Raw genomic sequence first — 17,275 nt, forward strand, 5'->3', positions numbered from 1 at the left:
CGCAAAGATAGAATCACGAATAGTGAATAATACAAACAAACTTCGTGACGATAAGAGAACAACCTATGGATCTTACCCAGCTACGAATGTTTTGCTGCGTGGCAGAAACCGGCTCGGTGGCGCGTGCGGCAGAACAGCTGCACCGCGTTCCCTCGAACCTGACCACCCGCCTGCGCCAGCTTGAACAAGAGCTTGGCACAGATTTATTTATCCGCGAGAAACAGCGTCTGCGGTTGTCGGCTCTCGGTCACAATTTTTTAAGCTATGCGCAGCGCATTCTGGCATTGAGCGACGAGGCGCTGGCACTGACTCATACCGGCGAACCGGCAGGGCAATTTGCGCTTGGCGGGATGGAGAGTTCGGCGGCAACGCGCCTGCCGGGGCTGCTCGCGGCCTATCACCAGCGTTATCCGCAGGTTGCTCTCTCTTTGACCACTGCCACCTCGGGCGAAACCATTGAAGGTGTACGTTCGGGGAGACTGGCGGCGGGGCTGGCCGACGGTCCGATAAGCGACGATGACCTGCACGGCTGCGTCGCCTTCCATGAGCGCATGGTGATTATTTCCCCTCTGGGTGAAGCGCCGATGGTCGACCTGCCCGGCCGGCCGGGACATACGGTATTTGCGTTTCGCCCCAGCTGCTCTTATCGTCAAAGGCTGGAGAACTGGTTAAAGCACTCGGGGCTACAGGCGAACACTACGATGGAGATCCAGTCATATCACTCGATGATGGCCTGTGTCGCCAGCGGTGCCGGCATTGCTATGCTGCCGCAAAGTCTGCTGGCGCAGTTGCCTGGCGCAGAGCGCGTGCAGGTTAATGAGATAGAGGATGAGTTTGCTGAGACGGCCACCTGGCTTTTCTGGCGTCGAGATGCTTTCGGCCCGAACGTAAGGGCCTTGAAAGAACTGATTTTGGGGCAGCAGAGTCCCCCCGTTTCCACGCATTGATTTCAAAAATACTAAAGGAGTAACAGATGAGCATTTCGATAGAACTTCTGGAAGAACACCGGATGTTCGACGGTTGGCAACAGCGTTACCGTCATTTCTCCAGCAGTTTGCAATGCAGCATGACCTTCAGCATATACCTGCCACCGCCGCGTGATGACAGTCCGCCGCCGGTTGTTTACTGGCTGTCGGGTCTGACCTGCAACGACGAAAACTTCACCACCAAGGCAGGCGCACAGCGGATTGCGGCCGAACTGGGTATCGTACTGGTGATGCCCGACACGAGCCCGCGCGGCGATGACGTGGCCAACGACGAAGGCTACGACCTGGGACAGGGTGCCGGTTTTTATCTGAACGCGACTCAGTCACCGTGGGCGGCGCACTTCCGTATGTACGATTACCTGATAGACGAGCTGCCGTTGCTGGTGCAGGAGCACTTTAACATCAGCGATCGTCAGTCAATTATGGGCCATTCGATGGGCGGCCACGGCGCACTGATGCTGGCGCTGAGGAATCCGCAGCGCTTCCGTTCTGCCTCAGCCTTCGCACCGATTGTGAACCCTTGCCAGGTCCCCTGGGGACGTAAAGCCTTTACCGCCTATCTCGGCGCAGATGAAAGCCAGTGGCTACAGTACGACAGCTGTCATCTGCTGAGCAGTTTACCGTCAGAGCAAGAGACCTTCCCGATCCTGGTCGATCAGGGTGATAGCGATCAGTTTCTTGCCGATCAACTCCAGCCTGCCAAACTTGCCGAGCTCGCCCGCCAGCGCGGCTGGCCACTACAGCTGCGCGTTCAGCCCGGCTATGACCACAGCTATTATACGATTGCGAGTTTTGTGGAAGATCATTTGCGTTTCCATGCAGCGCGGCTTTTTTAATTCTTTAATTTCTGGATCAAGGGCATGCGCCTTGCGCGCTGGGCAATGACTCTGACCCGCCAAGGAGGGCTTGAGGCAAGCCCTCCTCAAAGTCTGTATTTTAATTTTTTGTGGACCCACACCAGCAGTACAGAAGCGATACTCGACAGCACGAGCACAAAGGTATTTTCGTCTACACGTGGAGTATGTTGTTCGTAAATTGCCATGAAGAATGGGTGAATAACTAACAGAGCCGTTGAATAATTGGCAAGTCGCTAACCGTTGCCATTAATGACTTTATAATAAAATAAAGAACAATCCCCACCCGTCCCAAGCAGTTTAGATACCATAACGTTCCATATCCACCAGCAACGTAATGATAATCCATTTTAAATTGGCACCTGCAAACTACCCTTAACCAATGCAAAGCCGATTGTGGGATCTAGGGCGGCTAATATATCAAGATGAATTAAAACGTTGCTATAAGCCAAGACTGCTTATAAGTAGTCCAGCGATAAATTTCTCACTGAGTATCCTCTAAACCCTACGACACTGTAGCTAAATTTTTAAATTAATAAACAAGGTGTTATCGTTATTCACGGGAAGTGGATCCGCCATCATGGACAAAAGTGCTGAACGCCTGAATATAAATGTTGAATGCAAGACCTAACGCTTACTGATTGAAAAGTTAAATATCATTTACTAAAAAAGTAGTATTCTTAACCATTATTTATGTCAAATTTACATTTAAAATTTAAGGGTTTTATAAATAATTTCTATTTCAATTCATTACTTAGATTGAATGCTGTACCTTCCAGACAGGGTTTCTGAAGCGATAGACTATAGAGAGAAAAATAAAACGCCGCTTAAGTATTTGAGTCAGATTTGGGCAAAACAGGCTGCAATGCCCAATGAGATAAGGAGTCTTAGTTTTTCAATTTTGGATCCAGCGCGTCCCTCAGACCATCACCTAATAAATTAAACGCCAACACCGTCAAAAATATCGCCAGACTCGGGAAAATGGCTTCGTGCGGCGCCGTGACCATGTCCGCCCGCGCTTCGTTGAGCATTGCACCCCATTCCGGCGTCGGGGGCTGTGCCCCCATGCCGAGAAACGATAGGCTTGCCGCAGTAATAATCGATGTCCCGATGCGCATCGTAAAATACACCACAATCGAGGACAGCGTACCCGGCAGAATATGGCGAAACAGGATGGTGACATCCGACGCCCCAATGCTGCGCGCAGACTCGATATAAGTTAGCCCTTTCAGCACCAGCGTATTAGCACGCACCAGACGCGCGAAAGCGGGAATGCTGAAAATCGCCACCGCGACAATCACATTGGCCATGCCGTTGCCCATCACCGCTACGACGGCGATCGCCAGCAGGATACCAGGAAAGGCAAACAGCACGTCGCAGATGCGCATGGTGATTCTGTCCCACCAGCCCTCGTAGTAGCCTGCTATCAGTCCTAACAGGGTACCGATGGCCGCACCGAGGATAACCGACAACACGCCCGCCGCCAGCGAGATCCTCGCCCCCATCAGAATGCGGCTAAAGATATCACGCCCCAGTGAGTCCACGCCTAACCAGTGCAGCGGCGAGGGCCCTTCGTTCAGCCGATCGTAATCAAAATAATTTTCCGGATCGAACGGCACTAACCAGGGAGCAAAGGCCGCCGCCGCGATCAACAGGATGACAAACGCGCCCGCTATCAACGCAATATGCTGTTTGCGGAAACGTCGCCAGAACGCGCGCAGCGGCGTACGCACCGGCGGCTGGCTCAGGCTTTCTCGAGTTACTAATGGCATGGATGCCAGCGCGGCTTTGCGTCGCCAGTTTTTCATGCGCTCACTCACTTATATCGAATTGAAGGATTGATGACGGCATACAGCATGTCCACCAACAGGTTAATCAGTATGAACTCCAGCGAAAACAGCAGGACCTCCGCCTGTATCACCGGATAGTCGCGCATCTCGACGGAATCAATCAGTAAGCGTCCCAGTCCCGGCCAGTTAAAGACCTTCTCCACCACGATAGATCCGCCGAGCAGGAAACCAAACTGCAGGCCCATCATGGTCACCACCGGGATCATCGCGTTGCGAAGCCCGTGCTTAACCACGACCACGGACTCGCGAACCCCTTTGGCCCGCGCGGTGCGCATATAGTCTTCCTGCATGACCTCGACAAAAGACGCGCGGGTAAAGCGTGCCATGATTGAGGCCACCGCAGCTCCCAGCGTGATTGAGGGTAAAATATAGTTACGCCAGCCGTCTGCTCCGATAGTCGGTAACCAGCCCAGATTGACGGAAAAAATCTGCATCAACAGCATACCGAGCGCAAAGGCCGGAAACGAAATGCCCGATACGGCCAAGGCCATGCCCAGACGGTCGGGCCAGCGGTTGCGCCACACGGCGGACACTACGCCAATAATCAGCCCGAAAATCACCGACCACAGCATGCTGGTCAACGTTAAATAAAGTGTCGGCATAAAGCGGGACGCTATCTCATCGATAACCGGTCGCTTCGACACCATAGAATGACCAAAATCACCGCGCAGCGCATGGCCGAAGAAGGTCAGAAACTGCTGCCACAAAGGCTTATCCAGCCCCAGATCCTGACGAACCAGTTCCACCACGCTCTGATCGGCATCTTGCCCGGCCATCATACGCGCAGGATCACCCGGCAGCAGATGGACAAATAAAAACACCAACACGGCCACGATAAGCAAGGTTGGGATCAGGCCCAGCAGCCGTTTGATAAAATAATTCAGCATAATAAATGGTTAACTCGATCCATTGGGCCTTCCTGCAGTGCCCCGCGCGAAACCACGGGGCATGCAGTCATGCTATTTCACATCGGCATTATCAAAGTTGAACGACGTATCCGGCATCACGTAGAAACCGGTCAGACGCTTGTTGCTTGCCGACAGCAGGCGCTCGGTGGCCAGGAATGCCCACGGCGCGTCAGCCCAGATATGGTCCTGTGCATCTTTATACAGCTTGGCCTTAGCGGCTTTGTCGGTGGTATTCAGCGCATCGCTGAGATCTTTGTCGACCTGAGGATTGCTATAGAAAGCGGTGTTAAACTGCTTCGGCGGTGCAGACTGCGTTGCAAACAGCGGCGTCAGCGCCCAATCAGCTTCTCCCGTTGAAGCTGACCAGCCGGTATAGAACATCCGCAGACCCGACTCCTTCTGGCCCACGTTTTCAACCTGAGCCGCACGTTGCGCGGCGTCAAACGCGGTCACGGTTACCTTGATACCGACCTGCGCCAGCTGCTGCTGAGTGAACTGCAACACCTTCTGAGCGGTGCTCGAGTTGTGCGATGACCACAGCGTGGTGGTGAAACCGTTCGGATAACCAGCCTCTTTCAGCAGCTCGCGCGCCTTGGCCGGGTCGTAAGGCCATGGCTGATACTTAGCCGAATATTCGATGCTTGCAGGCAGTGGGCCTTCGGCAGGCACGGCGTAACCGGCAAACGCCACTTTGATCAGCGCCTGCTTGTTGATGGCATAGTTAATCGCCTGACGCACCTTCAGATTATCAAACGGCTTTTGCGTCACGTTGAAGCTGATATAACGCTGTAGGATCGACGGCGAGGTCACCAGCTGCAGCTTGCTGTTTTTCTCCAGCAGCGCCGCCTGCTCGTAAGGCACCGGATAGGCTAAATCCGCCTCGCCGGTTTGCAGCATCGCGGCGCGAGTGTTGTTATCGACGACCGGACGCCAGGTGATGGTATCCAGCTTTGGCTCACCCTTCTTCCAGTAGCCGTCAAATTTCTTCACCTTGACGAAGTCGGTCTGGTTCCACTGATCGAGGGTATAAGGGCCGGTTCCGACCGGATGGAAGCCAATGTCCTTGCCGTATTTCGTCAATGCAGCAGGGGAAATCATCACCGCAGAGGGGTGTGCCAGGTTATTGATAAAAGCGGAGAATGGCGCTTTCAGCACGATTTTAACCGTGGTCGCGTCGACAACCTCGGTTTTGGCGATCATTTTGAACAGGTTGTAGCGCTTGAGGTGGCTGTCAGGATTGCTGGCGCGATCGAGGTTAACTTTCACCGCCTGTGCGTTGAAATCGGTGCCGTCCTGGAACTTGATGCCCGGATGCAGCTTGATGGTGTAGGTCAGGCCATCCTGACTCACGGTGTAACTGTCGGCCAGCACGTTGACCAACTTCATATCTTTATCAAAGCCGAACAGGCCCTGATAGAAGGATTTTGCCACCGCCTGAGAGAGCGTATCGTTGGCGTCATAAGGGTCAAGCGAGGTGAAATTTGAACCGACCGCAATCACTACGTCCTTCGCTGCCCAGGCCGAGCCGGAAGCCATCGCGCTGACCATTAAGGTCGCCAGAACGGCCTTGCGCACCATTTTCTGCTTCATACTGATTTCCTTTACCTTAGATTTATAAAAGACCCTGTAGAGGTACCCTTCGACTGTCAATAAACGCTGGCAATGGTATGACGGGCAACATAGTGCCCCTCAGAGACACGCACCAGCGGTGCAATAATAGGTTCATCGCCAATCGGGCGGATGGGGCTTGGAATTTCGTCCACCAGCAGCGCCTGCTCGGCGCGTCGATGGGAGGGATCGGCCACCGGCACGGCGGCCATCAACTTGCGGGTGTAGGGATGCTGTGGATTCTCGAATACCGCCGCACGCGGCCCTATTTCCACAATCTGCCCCAGATACATCACCGCAACGCGATGGCTGATGCGCTCCACGACCGCCATATCATGAGAAATAAACAGAAACGCGATGCCGAACTCTTTCTGTAAATCCATTAATAAATTGACAATTTGCGCCTGAATGGAGACGTCCAGCGCCGAGACCGACTCATCGGCGATAACCACCTTGGGGTTCAGCGCCAGCGCACGCGCGATACAGATTCGTTGCCTTTGGCCACCGGAAAACTCGTGCGGATAACGATCGGCGTGTTCAGGGAGCAGCCCGACCCGCTCGAGTAGCCAGGCGACGCGCGCTCTGGCCTCCTGCCGGGTGCCAATCTTATGCACCAATAGCGGTTCCATAATCGAATAACCGACGGTCAACCGTGGGTCAAGCGAGGCGTAAGGGTCTTGAAAAATGAACTGAATGTCACGACGAAGGTGCTGTAATGCGGCACCGGAAAGCTGCCCGGCATGCTCGCCGTCAAACACCGTTTTACCGTTGAAAATCACCGACCCGCTCTGGCTTTCGACCAACCTTAACAGCGAACGGCCGGTGGTGGATTTACCACAGCCCGACTCTCCCACCAGCGCCAGTGTCTCGCCGGGATAGAGGTCAAAACTGACCTTTTCCACCGCATGCACGTAGCGGGTTACGCGATTAAAGAGGCCGCTGCGCAGCGGAAAGCGCGTGACCAGATTGCGCACCTGCAAAATGGGAGGGGCACCGGGAACGAGCGTTGACTGCGTCAGCCCAGCGTCAGGGGGAGCAAGAGGATCTTCGGCGACATTGAGCAGCGGGAAACGCGCAGGCAGCTGCGTTCCTTTCATCGCCCCAAGCCTCGGTACGGCCGCCAACAGGGCGCGGGTGTAGGAGTGCTGCGGGGTATGGAAAACGCGGCTCACGTCGCCCGTTTCGACGTTTTCCCCCTTGTACATGACCAGCACGCGGTCGGCGATTTCAGCGACGACGCCCATGTCATGGGTGATAAAAATCACCGCCATCTGCATCTCTTTTTGCAATACGCGGATGAGTTGCAGAATCTGCGCCTGAATGGTGACATCCAGCGCGGTGGTGGGTTCGTCAGCAATCAGCAAAGCCGGTTTGCACGACAGCGCCATGGCGATCATCACCCGCTGACGCATGCCGCCCGAGAGCTGGTGCGGATAGCTATCGAGGATATTTTTCGCCTGTGGGATACGCACCAGTTCCAGCATACGCAGCGCCTCTGCGCGAGCGGCCGCATGGCTCATGCCCTGATGCAGGCGAATCGACTCGGCAATCTGTTCCCCGACCGGAAACACCGGATTCAGCGAAGTCATCGGCTCCTGGAAAATCATCGCCATGTCCGCACCGCGCAGTCTGCGCATCTCGGACTGGCGTGCGGCGGTCAGGTCAATCACCTCACCCTTGCGGCGTCGAAAAAGGATTTTACCCTGATGGAGTACGCCACCGCCCTGCTCCACCAGACGCATTAAGGCCAGCGAGGTGACAGACTTTCCGGAACCAGATTCGCCGACGATAGCCAGCGTCTCACCGCGATTAACCTCGAAGCTGAGGTCACGCACTGCGTCAATGGCCTGCCCTTCATGCTCGAAACGGACGCTAAGATTACGTACCGACAGCACCTTTTCATCCGGCAAGGTCGGCACAGACAACGGCGAGGATTGAGAAATAATCTGGCTCACCAAGACTCCTTAAAATTTACGGCTCCCTGAATACTTTTGCTGCAACATAAGGAGACTTATCGATAAATAGCGACCTGCGGAGACTGGCCGACGTAGGCAAAACCGCGATACATGCCTTCACTGTTAAACGGCAGGCAGACGTTGCCGAAACGGTCGATAGCAATCATGCCGCCGGACCCGCCCAGCGCGCCGATTTTTTCCATGACCACTTTGTCGGTGGCCTGTTGCAGCGTCATGCCCGCATAGTCAATCAGCGCCGCCACGTCGTAGGCTGCCACGGTGCGCATAAATACTTCGCCAGTGCCGGTGCTGGAAATAGCGACCGTCTGGTTACTAGCGTAGCAGCCAGCGCCGATGATAGGCGTGTCGCCGACGCGTCCGGCCTGTTTATTGGTCATACCGCCGGTCGACGTTGCTGCCGCCAGATTACCCAAAGAATCCAGCGCCACGGCACCCACGGTGCCAAATTTGCGATCGGGATCCAAAGGATCGTCCGGCGCTGTCGCATTGAGCGTCGCCGCGTCGTGATCCAGCATGACGCCTTCACTAGCTCTGGCACGCATCAGCTGATCGTAACGTTCCTGGGTATAGAAATAGTCGGCAGAGACAATTTCCTGCCCATGCTCGCGGGCAAACGTTTCCGCGCCTGCGCCGGTAAACAGCACGTGCGGGCTTTCTTCCATGACCTTTCTGGCGGTCAGGATAGGGTTACGGATGTGGCTCACGCAGCTCACCGCGCCGGAGTCGAGCGTGCGGCCGTCCATGATGCAGGCGTCTAGTTCATGCGTGCCCTGATGGGTCATGACTGCGCCCGTTCCGGCGTTGAATAAAGGACACTCTTCAAGCAGGCGCACCGCTTCTGTTACCGCGTCGAGTGCGCTGCCGCCCGCCGCCAAAATGGCCTGACCGCTGCTGACAATCCGCTCCAGCGCCTGCAAATAGAGACGTTCTTTCTCCGGACTCATCGCCTTACGGGTGATGGCACCCGCACCGCCGTGAATAGCAATAGCCGCAGCGGGCTTTTCATTAACAGCAGTTGGAATTGTTGTGCTCATGTCATGCGCTCTTGGAGCCGAGAAGGCCGTATAAAGAATAATCGAGAATTTTGACTATATTTAGCCGGTCAGCGTATGTAAAGCTGAAAATGAAATCCAGCCTCATGACGCTAATTGCTTAGAATATTTATAGAAATTTAGTCAGGAGATCGAATAACGAAAGGGGTAAACAAAAAAAGGAAAATCAGCCACGCTGATTTTCCTTCTCTATATTGCGGGTGTTCAGCTGTGTGAGACGCGCTGCAAGCTGTTTATCCAACCGTACGAAGGCGGTGGATCTACACGACGTGCCCGACCATGGCGGCGCTGAATCAATCCTTTGTCTTGCATTTCGTTTAAGTCACGGCGAATCGTTTCCAGACTCACCTCTAACCAAAGCGCTAACTCGTTAACCTGAACTACCTCATGCTGATCCACCAGTTTCAGGATAGCCTGATGGCGGTTTTTTTTCATCACGATGTAACTCCAGATGCAGAAGACAATTTAGTGTGATAGCAGTCACAAAAAAGCGTGTAATCATACGACGGATCGGCAATCATTTTTGCGATCGATCTCATTCTTTTAGAATGTTTTCGCAAATTTTTCATTCTAAATAAACTTTTTTAATGCCGATTTCTGCTAATGCTGCCCGGCTTTACGCAGAGTTAATGCTCTGGCGTTAGTTTGGGGGTGAGTGTTTTTCTCTGGCATAATAAAAAGAGTGTTTTGTCACTTTGACCGGCGCACCTCGCATGCAGCCCTGCAGTCGTTAGCCGGTAATAAAAGGGTTTAATAATGGAAAATACGTTCACTTCAGGCCTGATTTCTCTGCAGGAAGCGCTGGATAAAATGCTCGCGCAGACCGCGCCGCTGACAAATGCCGCCACCGAATGGCTCCCTTTGACCGAATCCGCAGGTCGTATTACCGCCAGTCCGGTTCGCTCCCCCATTTTTGTCCCGCCGTTCGACAACTCGGCGATGGACGGCTATGCCCTGCGTCGCAGCGAATTTAGCGCCGACAAAATCTTCCCCGTTGCTGGCAAAGCCTTTGCCGGTGCTCCCTTCTCCGGCGAATGGCCTGCGGGGAGCTGCATCCGCATCATGACCGGCGCACAGATTCCTGAAGGCGCCGATGCGGTGGTTATGCAGGAAGAGGCTGAGGTTACCGACGCCGGTGTACGTTTCACCGCGCAGATCGAAGCCGGTCAAAATATTCGCCTCATCGGTGACGATATTCGTGAAGGACAGGAAGTCCTGGAAGCGGGTGTGAGACTCGGCGTGGCGCATCTGCCGCTCCTGGCCTCGCTCGGTATCGAAAAAGTTGAGGTAAACCGTCGCCTGAAGGTTGCCGTTTTCTCTACCGGTGACGAGCTACAGCCTGTCGGTACGCCATTGCAGGAAGGTCAAATCTACGACACCAACCGTTTCGCGGTGCATTTGATGCTCGACCAGCTGGGATGTGAGGTGTTGGATCTCGGTATTATCCGCGACTGCCCCGTTGCCCTGCGCCGCGCCTTTGAGCAGGCCGACGACTTTGCCGACTTAGTCATTAGCAGCGGCGGAGTGTCGGTGGGTGAAGCGGATTACACCAAAACGATGCTCGACGAGCTCGGTGAAATTGGTTTCTGGAAGCTGGCCATCAAGCCAGGTAAACCCTTTGCCTTCGGTAAGCTGAAAAACGCCTGGTTCTGCGGTCTGCCGGGTAATCCGGTCTCGGCCGTGCTGACCTTTTATCAGCTGGTACAGCCACTCATCGCCCAACTCTCGGCGCAGAGCGACTGGCGTCTGCCGCCGCGCCTGCGTGCCAGAGCGGCGACTCGTTTCAAGAAAACGCCGGGACGCCTCGATTTCCAGCGTGCCGTTTTCAACCATAACGCTCAAGGCGAGCTGGAAGCGTACACCACCGGACCGCAGGGCTCGCACGTGTTCAGTTCCTACAGCCTGGCAAACTGCTTTGTGGTACTTGAACGCGAGCGTGGTGACGTCGCTGTAGGAGAATGGGTTGAGGTTGAGCCTTTCAACGCGCTGTTAAAGGAATAAAATGATGACGCTGCCTGAACTGAGCGACGCCGAGACGCTGCGCTATAACCGCCAGATAGTGCTGCGCGGCTTTGATTTCGACGGGCAGGAAAAGCTCAAGGCCAGCCGTGCGCTGGTGGTCGGACTCGGTGGGCTAGGCTGTGCAGCCGCGCAGTATCTGGCCGCTGCCGGTATCGGTGCCCTCACCCTGCTCGATTTCGACAGCGTCTCGCTTTCCAATCTGCAACGCCAAACGCTGCACAGCGATGCGCGCATCGGCATGAAAAAAGTGGCCTCGGCAGCCATCGCGCTGGCGGCAGTGAATCCGCACGTCAGTTTGCAGCAAATCGACCAACGGCTTGAATCGGACGCGCTACTCGCGCTGATAGGCGAATGCGACGTGGTGCTCGACTGCACCGATAACGTCGCCACGCGTAATCAGTTGAACCAGGCCTGCTTTCAGCTCAAAAAGCCGCTGGTGTCCGGCGCGGCCATCCGTATGGAAGGGCAGATAAGCGTCTTCACCTATCGCGATGACGAGCCCTGTTACCGCTGCCTGAGCCGGTTGTTTGGCGAAGAAGCGCTAACCTGCGTCGAGGCGGGCGTCATGGCCCCGCTGGTCGGCACCATCGGCAGTTTACAGGCGATGGAGAGTATTAAGCTGCTGACCGGCTATGGGGAAATCAAAAGCGGAAGGCTGCTAATGTTTGACGCCATGACGCTACAGTTTCGTGAAATGAAACTGCCAAAAAATCCGCGCTGCGACGTTTGCGGGCAATAGCGGAGACAAAAAAAGCCGGTCACAGAATGACCGGCCTTTCTATTGGCACAACAACCTGATTGATTAGTCGTTGATGCCCTGGCTGCGCAGGTAATCTTCGTAATTACCGGTGAAGTCAGTGATTTTGTTTGGCGTGATTTCAATGATACGCGACGCCAGTGAACTCACGAACTCGCGGTCGTGGGAAACGAAGATAAGCGTGCCTTCGTACATTTCCAGCGCCATGTTCAGCGATTCGATAGATTCCATATCAAGGTGGTTGGTGGGTTCATCCATAATCAGGATGTTAGGGCGCTGCATCATCAGCTTGCCGAACAGCATACGGCCCTTTTCACCACCGGAAAGCACTTTCACTTTCTTCTTGATATCGTCCTGACCAAACAGCAGACGGCCCAGAATACCGCGCACGGCCTGCTCGTCGTCCTTTTCGGACTTCCACTGGCTCATCCAGTCGAAAACGTTCAGCGAGTCGTCAAACTCGTATTCGTGGTCCTGCGCGTAGTAACCAATTTTGCAGTTTTCAGACCATTTCACGGTCCCGCTGTCAGGCTGAGCATCACCGACCAGCGTTTTCAGCATGGTGGATTTACCCACGCCGTTGGCACCCAGAATCGCAACTTTTTCGCCAACTTCGAGCATCAGGCTGAAGTCTTTGAACAGCGGGCCGTTGTCGAAGCCTTTAGTAAGCTTTTCAACTTCCAGCGCGTTACGGAACAGTTTCTTGTCCTGCTCGAAGCGCATGTAAGGGTTCTGACGGCTGGAGGCCTTGATCTCGTCGAGCTGGATTTTATCAATCTGGCGCGCACGTGACGTTGCTTGCTTGGACTTGGAGGCGTTGGCGCTAAAGCGGCTAACAAAGGACTGCAGCTCGGCAATCTGTGCCTTCTTCTTGGCGTTGTCGGCAGTCAGACGTTCACGCGCCTGAGTTGCGGCCGTCATATACTCGTCGTAGTTGCCCGGATAAACGCGCAGCTCGCCGTAGTCCAGGTCAGCCATGTGGGTACAAACCATGTTTAGGAAGTGACGGTCGTGCGAAATGATGATCATGGTGCTGTTACGTTCGTTCAGCACCTGCTCAAGCCAGCGAATAGTGTCGATGTCGAGGTTGTTCGTTGGTTCGTCGAGCAGCAGAATTTCTGGGTCAGAGAACAGCGCCTGTGCCAGCAATACGCGCAGCTTGAAGCCTGGAGCGATTTCGCTCATCGGGCCGTAATGTTGCTCAACAGGGATACCGACACCCAGCAAAAGTTCGCCAGCACGCGACTCGGCGCTGTAGCCGTCCATTTCGCCGTAGGCAACTTCGAGGTCGGCCACTTTATAGCCGTCTTCTTCGCTCATTTCTGGCAAAGCGTAAATTCTGTCGCGCTCTTCTTTGACTTCCCACAGCTCGGAGTGGCCCATGATGACGGTGTCGAGAACGCTGTACTGTTCGAAGGCGAACTGGTCCTGACGAAGTTTACCGAGACGCTCGTTCGGGTCGAGCACGACGTTACCGCCGGAGGGAACAAGGTCGCCACCGAGGATTTTCATAAAGGTAGATTTGCCACAGCCGTTCGCGCCGATCAAACCATAACGGTTACCGCCGCCAAACTTAACGGAAATGTTTTCAAATAGCGGCTTGCTGCCGAATTGCATGGTGATGTTGTAAGTACTTAGCACAGAGCTCGCTCTTAAGTTTAATTGAGTTACGTGATTTGGCGCGCATTATGCCATAAACAGGGGAAGAGATCGTGCGAAGTTTTGGTGAATTATTGCGCTATCCGTAGGAATAGCGCATGTGAAAGCCTTAAAACTTAGCTCACCAGGCTGCCAAAGAGGCGTTTGAGGAGCGGTTTTCTTTTTTTGTTGCCGGAGGTGTTTTGCGACTGTTTATTGAATTCGCCGAAGACCTCAGGATTGCGATAGTCGTCGATGGAATACCCTGCGGCAATTGCTTCATGATAGTACTGCTCAAACACGTCAGCGAGCTCCTGGCGCGGATGCGGCTCAATTCTGCCGTCAAACCAGTGTCCCTTCTGCTCGGCCTGCAAACGCGGCAGTGAAAACTGATGCGAGAACTGAGTATCCATCTTGGAGTAATGCACTGCCTTCAGCTGCTCAAGCGGGATGTCATCCCCGTCGATATTGCTATATTCCGCGCCCAATGGCTGAACTTTGTGCGGATTTTCCTCAAAGAAATTTTGCAGCTTTTTATGGCCAAGGGGGTCGCGGTGCAACTGATGGATATCAGGCACAACCGCTTTGGCGGCCGCACAGTCCCACACTAGCTCACCCAGACGCAGCTCTCTTCCTGCGCCGGAAGCCAGTATCGCCCGGCCTCCGCCGATCGGGTGATTCCACATCTCGGCAACGTCACTCATGAACATGATGTCGGCGTCGAGATACAGTGCCCTTCCCTCAAAGTTGCAGTACGCCGGAATGCCCCAGCGAAAAGCCGAGAAAGGCGTTGCCCAACGATCGGTAGTCCAGCCACTGCCTTTGCCGTCGGAATACCAGAAACTGTCGGGGTTACGCGAAAGCCTCATCCATTCAATTTCAATCGGAATAGAAGAGTGTTTACGCAGACTGTATTCCAGCACCATCATTTGTTCGAGATCACAATCGTTGGGATCGCAACCGACAAAAATACGCGCAACATGAGAAGAAGGGAGCATATAAATAATCCTTTTTACAATCAACCCAGCAACAATTACACAATCTTAATAGATAGTTCAAATTGTGGAGAAGCGCAGGCGATTTTCATAATGATTTCTTAATTTTTCCCCAAACTAATGCAAAATAATTAAACGAAAGTTAAACGAATAAAAAACCGCCGCAGGAATGCTCCTCTGCGACGGTTTTTTTATTGTTTTAAAACAATTAATTAGAAACTGTAGCCGATCACTGCGTAGTAACCCCATCCGGTGGTCTTCGCCGTGAAGTTGCCGTTACCGAAGTTGAGTTCAGTTCCGTCAGCCCACTGACCGCCGTTATGGAAGTAACGCGCCACCAGCGAGTAGTGCCAGTGCGCATAGTTCAGCGCCAGGATGTGGCTTGAAGCGATGGAGTGGTTAGTGCGCGAGTAGTTTTCGTTGTCCGCCAGCTGCGAACCGAAATCGAAGTTAGTGAAACCGATGTAGCTGACCTTCCCGCCCCACATCTCACCCAGTGGCAAGAAGTATTTAACCTTGAAACGGTAGCCGTCCCACTGGTTCTCATTCGCTGCACCATAGTTCTGCCACTGGTATTTAGCATAAATATTCAGAGACAGGTTCAGCGGGGTGTAAGTGTTAACGTCGGTGCCCAGCCCCATATACCAGGTGTTCTGGCGGTTGGCGTTATTCGGCCCCATATCGTAGATATAGTTGTTGGCGAAATACCACTCTTTGAACGGACCGAAGCTCAGGTCTTTACCGGTCAGCTTATCGATAGAGAAACGCGGTTCAATCTCCATGAACAACGGAGAACCGACCCCCTTGTCCCACATACCGTTATCATTGCCGTTGCCTGTGCCAAAGAATTTAGGCAAGTCGACATAACCGTAAAAATCAAACCAGTCTTTATGCGCGAAGGCTTCATACTCGAGATACAGATCGTTATTTTCCTGCGGTCCAAAACGGGTGTGATAGCTGCCAACGACGTTGACGCTCTGATGCCACCAGTCGGAAACATATTGATCTTTGCCGTCGTCAGCAAGCGTTTGCGCGCTGTAAGAAGAAACGAGAAGTGCACCTGCTAGTAAAATTTTAGTTTTCATGGGTTACCAGAAGCAATGAGAAAGCAACTCCCTGTATCAAGGAGACTGTGGGTGTTAAAAACGAACAAAAATGACAAGGCAAAATTCGGCAACATTCCGGGAAAAAACGCGTTCAAAAAAACGCCTTCTCAGAAAAATCTGTAGCCGCCCCTAGCGCCGCCTCTTAATTATCGATTCGGTCAACATTTGTCAATTTACGTTTCATTTTCATACACTCTTTATGTGATCGATATCACATAAAGTTCATCTTTCTGTGATTCTGCTTTCTGGCTTCTGTCTTTTCAAAAAATGCTGCATAAATGCTATGGAGATGTTACTTCCGTTTTCCTGGCCCGCGAGATGCTCTCCCATGCGGCGACTACAATGACAATAAGCGTCGTGAGCCCGTTTACCATCAGCACGTCAGTAACGAAACTGAACGGCACAAGGACAACCAACGCAGCGATGCCGACAAGATGTGATAACGGGATACGTTGATAAACAAAAAGTTTATAGACCGCATTGGCGCAGAGATAAACCAGAGGCCCGCCTATCAGCACGGCTGCCGTGAGGGTATTGATGTGGCTTGCTGGCTCGTTGATAACCCGCTCATTCGCCACCGCACAGACAATTATCGCGCCGACCAGCACCACGTGAACGTAGTGAAATCTGGCCCCCATTTTTCCGGGATCTTTCGCATGGACGATCGCTTCACTTCCGGCTTTACTGGAGGTATCAAAGTAAATCCACCACAGCGCCAAACTGCCGACGAAGGCGACGAGTGAGGCAATAATCACCGGGGGAGTCCACGGCGTGAGCTCACTCAAGGTCGCGCCGGTGATCAAAATGGTTTCACCCAAGGCGACGATAACAAACAGCTGATTGCGCTCGGCGAGATGATGCCCGTCAATCGTCCACTCACGGCGGCTGCTTGAACGTCCCAATCCGGGTAGCGGAAAACCAAACATCGGTGACACATATTCGCACAGCACTGCGATGGCCCAGAGCAGCAGCCTGGTCTCACCCTGACAAACGCCACCCGCCAGCCAGAACACCGCCGAGATAGACACCCAACCAAGAATACGTTTGAAATTGCCTGAGAGCGCATGTTGCCAGCCAAGCATGCTCAGCACGCACAGCGTACGCCCCACCTGTATCAGCACCAGAAACAGAGCGAACACTCCCCCGCGTTGGCCAAAAGCCTCAGGGATTGCCGAGGACATAAACAGCCCCATCAGCATTACGGCAAACAACATCAGGCGCACGCTACGCAGATCAGGGTTAAACCAGTTGGTCACCCAGGCAGTGTACTGCCACGCCAGCCAGACCGCGAACCACATGACCAGCGTTTGCAGCGCGCCAGTCCAGCTGAGGTGATGCAGGAGATAATGTGAAAGCTGGGTGACCGCAAAGACATAGATGAGGTCAAACAGCAGTTCGGAATAGGAGACCGACGCTTCATGGCCGTTGCGTTCACGCAGTAGCGGGTGGGATTGATTCATGGAAACCTCTCGGACGCTGAAAAGGACCAGACATAAAAAAAGAGATAACCCGAGGTTATCTCT

14 protein-coding genes are annotated in these 17,275 nt (G+C 53.7%); 4 read left to right on the plus strand and 10 right to left on the minus strand.

Annotated elements, in window-relative coordinates; translation table 11 throughout:
* Window positions 1-65 precede the first annotated feature (65 nt).
* Together ptrR and fghA are read left to right on the plus strand one after the other, a co-directional pair.
* Window positions 66-947, plus strand: coding sequence for a putrescine utilization regulator PtrR (ptrR, locus tag O1V65_RS12410; protein ID WP_084912735.1), 882 nt, complete (start codon window positions 66-68; stop codon window positions 945-947).
* A 26-nt stretch (window positions 948-973) separates the two neighbouring features.
* Window positions 974-1,822 carry an S-formylglutathione hydrolase gene (gene fghA, locus O1V65_RS12415; RefSeq protein WP_084912734.1) on the plus strand — a complete coding sequence of 283 codons (849 nt, stop codon included), beginning with the start codon at window positions 974-976 and terminating at the stop codon, window positions 1,820-1,822.
* A gap of 905 nt (window positions 1,823-2,727) precedes the next feature.
* Here fghA and gsiD read toward each other — a convergent pair.
* From gsiD to O1V65_RS12445, 6 genes are all read right to left on the minus strand, one after another.
* A complete protein-coding gene (gsiD, locus tag O1V65_RS12420) occupies window positions 2,728-3,648 on the minus strand; it encodes a glutathione ABC transporter permease GsiD (protein ID WP_017492420.1) in 921 nt (306 codons plus the stop codon).
* Between the two features lie 8 nt (window positions 3,649-3,656).
* On the minus strand, window positions 3,657-4,577 hold the full coding sequence (gene gsiC, locus O1V65_RS12425; protein WP_017492421.1) for a glutathione ABC transporter permease GsiC: 921 nt from the start codon (window positions 4,575-4,577) through the stop codon (window positions 3,657-3,659).
* A gap of 72 nt (window positions 4,578-4,649) precedes the next feature.
* Entirely contained in the window at window positions 4,650-6,176 is a 1,527-nt protein-coding gene (gsiB, locus tag O1V65_RS12430) for a glutathione ABC transporter substrate-binding protein GsiB (RefSeq protein ID WP_376783538.1), read from the minus strand.
* Between the two features lie 68 nt (window positions 6,177-6,244).
* Window positions 6,245-8,161 carry a glutathione ABC transporter ATP-binding protein GsiA gene (gsiA, locus tag O1V65_RS12435; protein WP_192503469.1) on the minus strand — a complete coding sequence of 639 codons (1,917 nt, stop codon included), beginning with the start codon at window positions 8,159-8,161 and terminating at the stop codon, window positions 6,245-6,247.
* A gap of 56 nt (window positions 8,162-8,217) precedes the next feature.
* Window positions 8,218-9,216 carry an isoaspartyl peptidase/L-asparaginase family protein gene (locus tag O1V65_RS12440; protein WP_017492424.1) on the minus strand — a complete coding sequence of 333 codons (999 nt, stop codon included), beginning with the start codon at window positions 9,214-9,216 and terminating at the stop codon, window positions 8,218-8,220.
* Between the two features lie 222 nt (window positions 9,217-9,438).
* Window positions 9,439-9,669, minus strand: coding sequence for a DeoR family transcriptional regulator (locus O1V65_RS12445; protein ID WP_009638252.1), 231 nt, complete (start codon window positions 9,667-9,669; stop codon window positions 9,439-9,441).
* Window positions 9,670-9,990: 321 nt separating this feature from the next.
* Between O1V65_RS12445 and moeA the strand changes: the two genes are divergently transcribed.
* Entirely contained in the window at window positions 9,991-11,235 is a 1,245-nt protein-coding gene (gene moeA, locus O1V65_RS12450) for a molybdopterin molybdotransferase MoeA (protein WP_084911495.1), read from the plus strand.
* Between the two features lies 1 nt (window position 11,236).
* Window positions 11,237-11,995 carry a molybdopterin-synthase adenylyltransferase MoeB gene (gene moeB / locus O1V65_RS12455; protein WP_084911498.1) on the plus strand — a complete coding sequence of 253 codons (759 nt, stop codon included), beginning with the start codon at window positions 11,237-11,239 and terminating at the stop codon, window positions 11,993-11,995.
* Window positions 11,996-12,058: 63 nt separating this feature from the next.
* Here moeB and O1V65_RS12460 read toward each other — a convergent pair whose 3' ends face one another.
* The 4 genes from O1V65_RS12460 to O1V65_RS12475 all read right to left on the minus strand — a co-directional run bounded on the left by O1V65_RS12460 (window position 12,059) and on the right by O1V65_RS12475 (window position 17,212).
* Window positions 12,059-13,654, minus strand: a complete 1,596-nt coding sequence (locus O1V65_RS12460; RefSeq protein ID WP_081601415.1) for an ABC-F family ATPase — start codon at window positions 13,652-13,654, stop codon at window positions 12,059-12,061.
* A 134-nt stretch (window positions 13,655-13,788) separates the two neighbouring features.
* Window positions 13,789-14,649 carry a glycosyltransferase family protein gene (locus O1V65_RS12465; protein ID WP_084911500.1) on the minus strand — a complete coding sequence of 287 codons (861 nt, stop codon included), beginning with the start codon at window positions 14,647-14,649 and terminating at the stop codon, window positions 13,789-13,791.
* Between the two features lie 209 nt (window positions 14,650-14,858).
* Window positions 14,859-15,731, minus strand: coding sequence for a nucleoside-specific channel-forming protein Tsx (locus O1V65_RS12470; RefSeq protein WP_017492429.1), 873 nt, complete (start codon window positions 15,729-15,731; stop codon window positions 14,859-14,861).
* Between the two features lie 302 nt (window positions 15,732-16,033).
* Window positions 16,034-17,212 carry a low temperature requirement protein A gene (locus O1V65_RS12475; protein WP_192503465.1) on the minus strand — a complete coding sequence of 393 codons (1,179 nt, stop codon included), beginning with the start codon at window positions 17,210-17,212 and terminating at the stop codon, window positions 16,034-16,036.
* Window positions 17,213-17,275 lie beyond the last annotated feature (63 nt).

Source organism: Rouxiella badensis (genome assembly GCF_026967515.2).
GTDB classification, from domain to species: Bacteria; Pseudomonadota; Gammaproteobacteria; order Enterobacterales; family Enterobacteriaceae; genus Rouxiella; species Rouxiella badensis.

What these genes read in the sequence shown, in the direction of transcription:
- ptrR (WP_084912735.1), top strand. Translation starts at nt 66, where the DNA reads ATGGATCTTACCCAGCTACGAATGTTTTGCTGCGTGGCAGAAACCGGC.
- fghA (WP_084912734.1), top strand. Translation starts at nt 974, where the DNA reads ATGAGCATTTCGATAGAACTTCTGGAAGAACACCGGATGTTCGACGGT.
- gsiD (WP_017492420.1), bottom strand. Translation starts at nt 3,648, where the DNA reads ATGAAAAACTGGCGACGCAAAGCCGCGCTGGCATCCATGCCATTAGTA.
- gsiC (WP_017492421.1), bottom strand. Translation starts at nt 4,577, where the DNA reads ATGCTGAATTATTTTATCAAACGGCTGCTGGGCCTGATCCCAACCTTG.
- gsiB (WP_376783538.1), bottom strand. Translation starts at nt 6,176, where the DNA reads ATGGTGCGCAAGGCCGTTCTGGCGACCTTAATGGTCAGCGCGATGGCT.
- O1V65_RS12440 (WP_017492424.1), bottom strand. Translation starts at nt 9,216, where the DNA reads ATGAGCACAACAATTCCAACTGCTGTTAATGAAAAGCCCGCTGCGGCT.
- O1V65_RS12445 (WP_009638252.1), bottom strand. Translation starts at nt 9,669, where the DNA reads ATGAAAAAAAACCGCCATCAGGCTATCCTGAAACTGGTGGATCAGCAT.
- moeA (WP_084911495.1), top strand. Translation starts at nt 9,991, where the DNA reads ATGGAAAATACGTTCACTTCAGGCCTGATTTCTCTGCAGGAAGCGCTG.
- moeB (WP_084911498.1), top strand. Translation starts at nt 11,237, where the DNA reads ATGATGACGCTGCCTGAACTGAGCGACGCCGAGACGCTGCGCTATAAC.
- O1V65_RS12465 (WP_084911500.1), bottom strand. Translation starts at nt 14,649, where the DNA reads ATGCTCCCTTCTTCTCATGTTGCGCGTATTTTTGTCGGTTGCGATCCC.
- O1V65_RS12470 (WP_017492429.1), bottom strand. Translation starts at nt 15,731, where the DNA reads ATGAAAACTAAAATTTTACTAGCAGGTGCACTTCTCGTTTCTTCTTAC.
- O1V65_RS12475 (WP_192503465.1), bottom strand. Translation starts at nt 17,212, where the DNA reads ATGAATCAATCCCACCCGCTACTGCGTGAACGCAACGGCCATGAAGCG.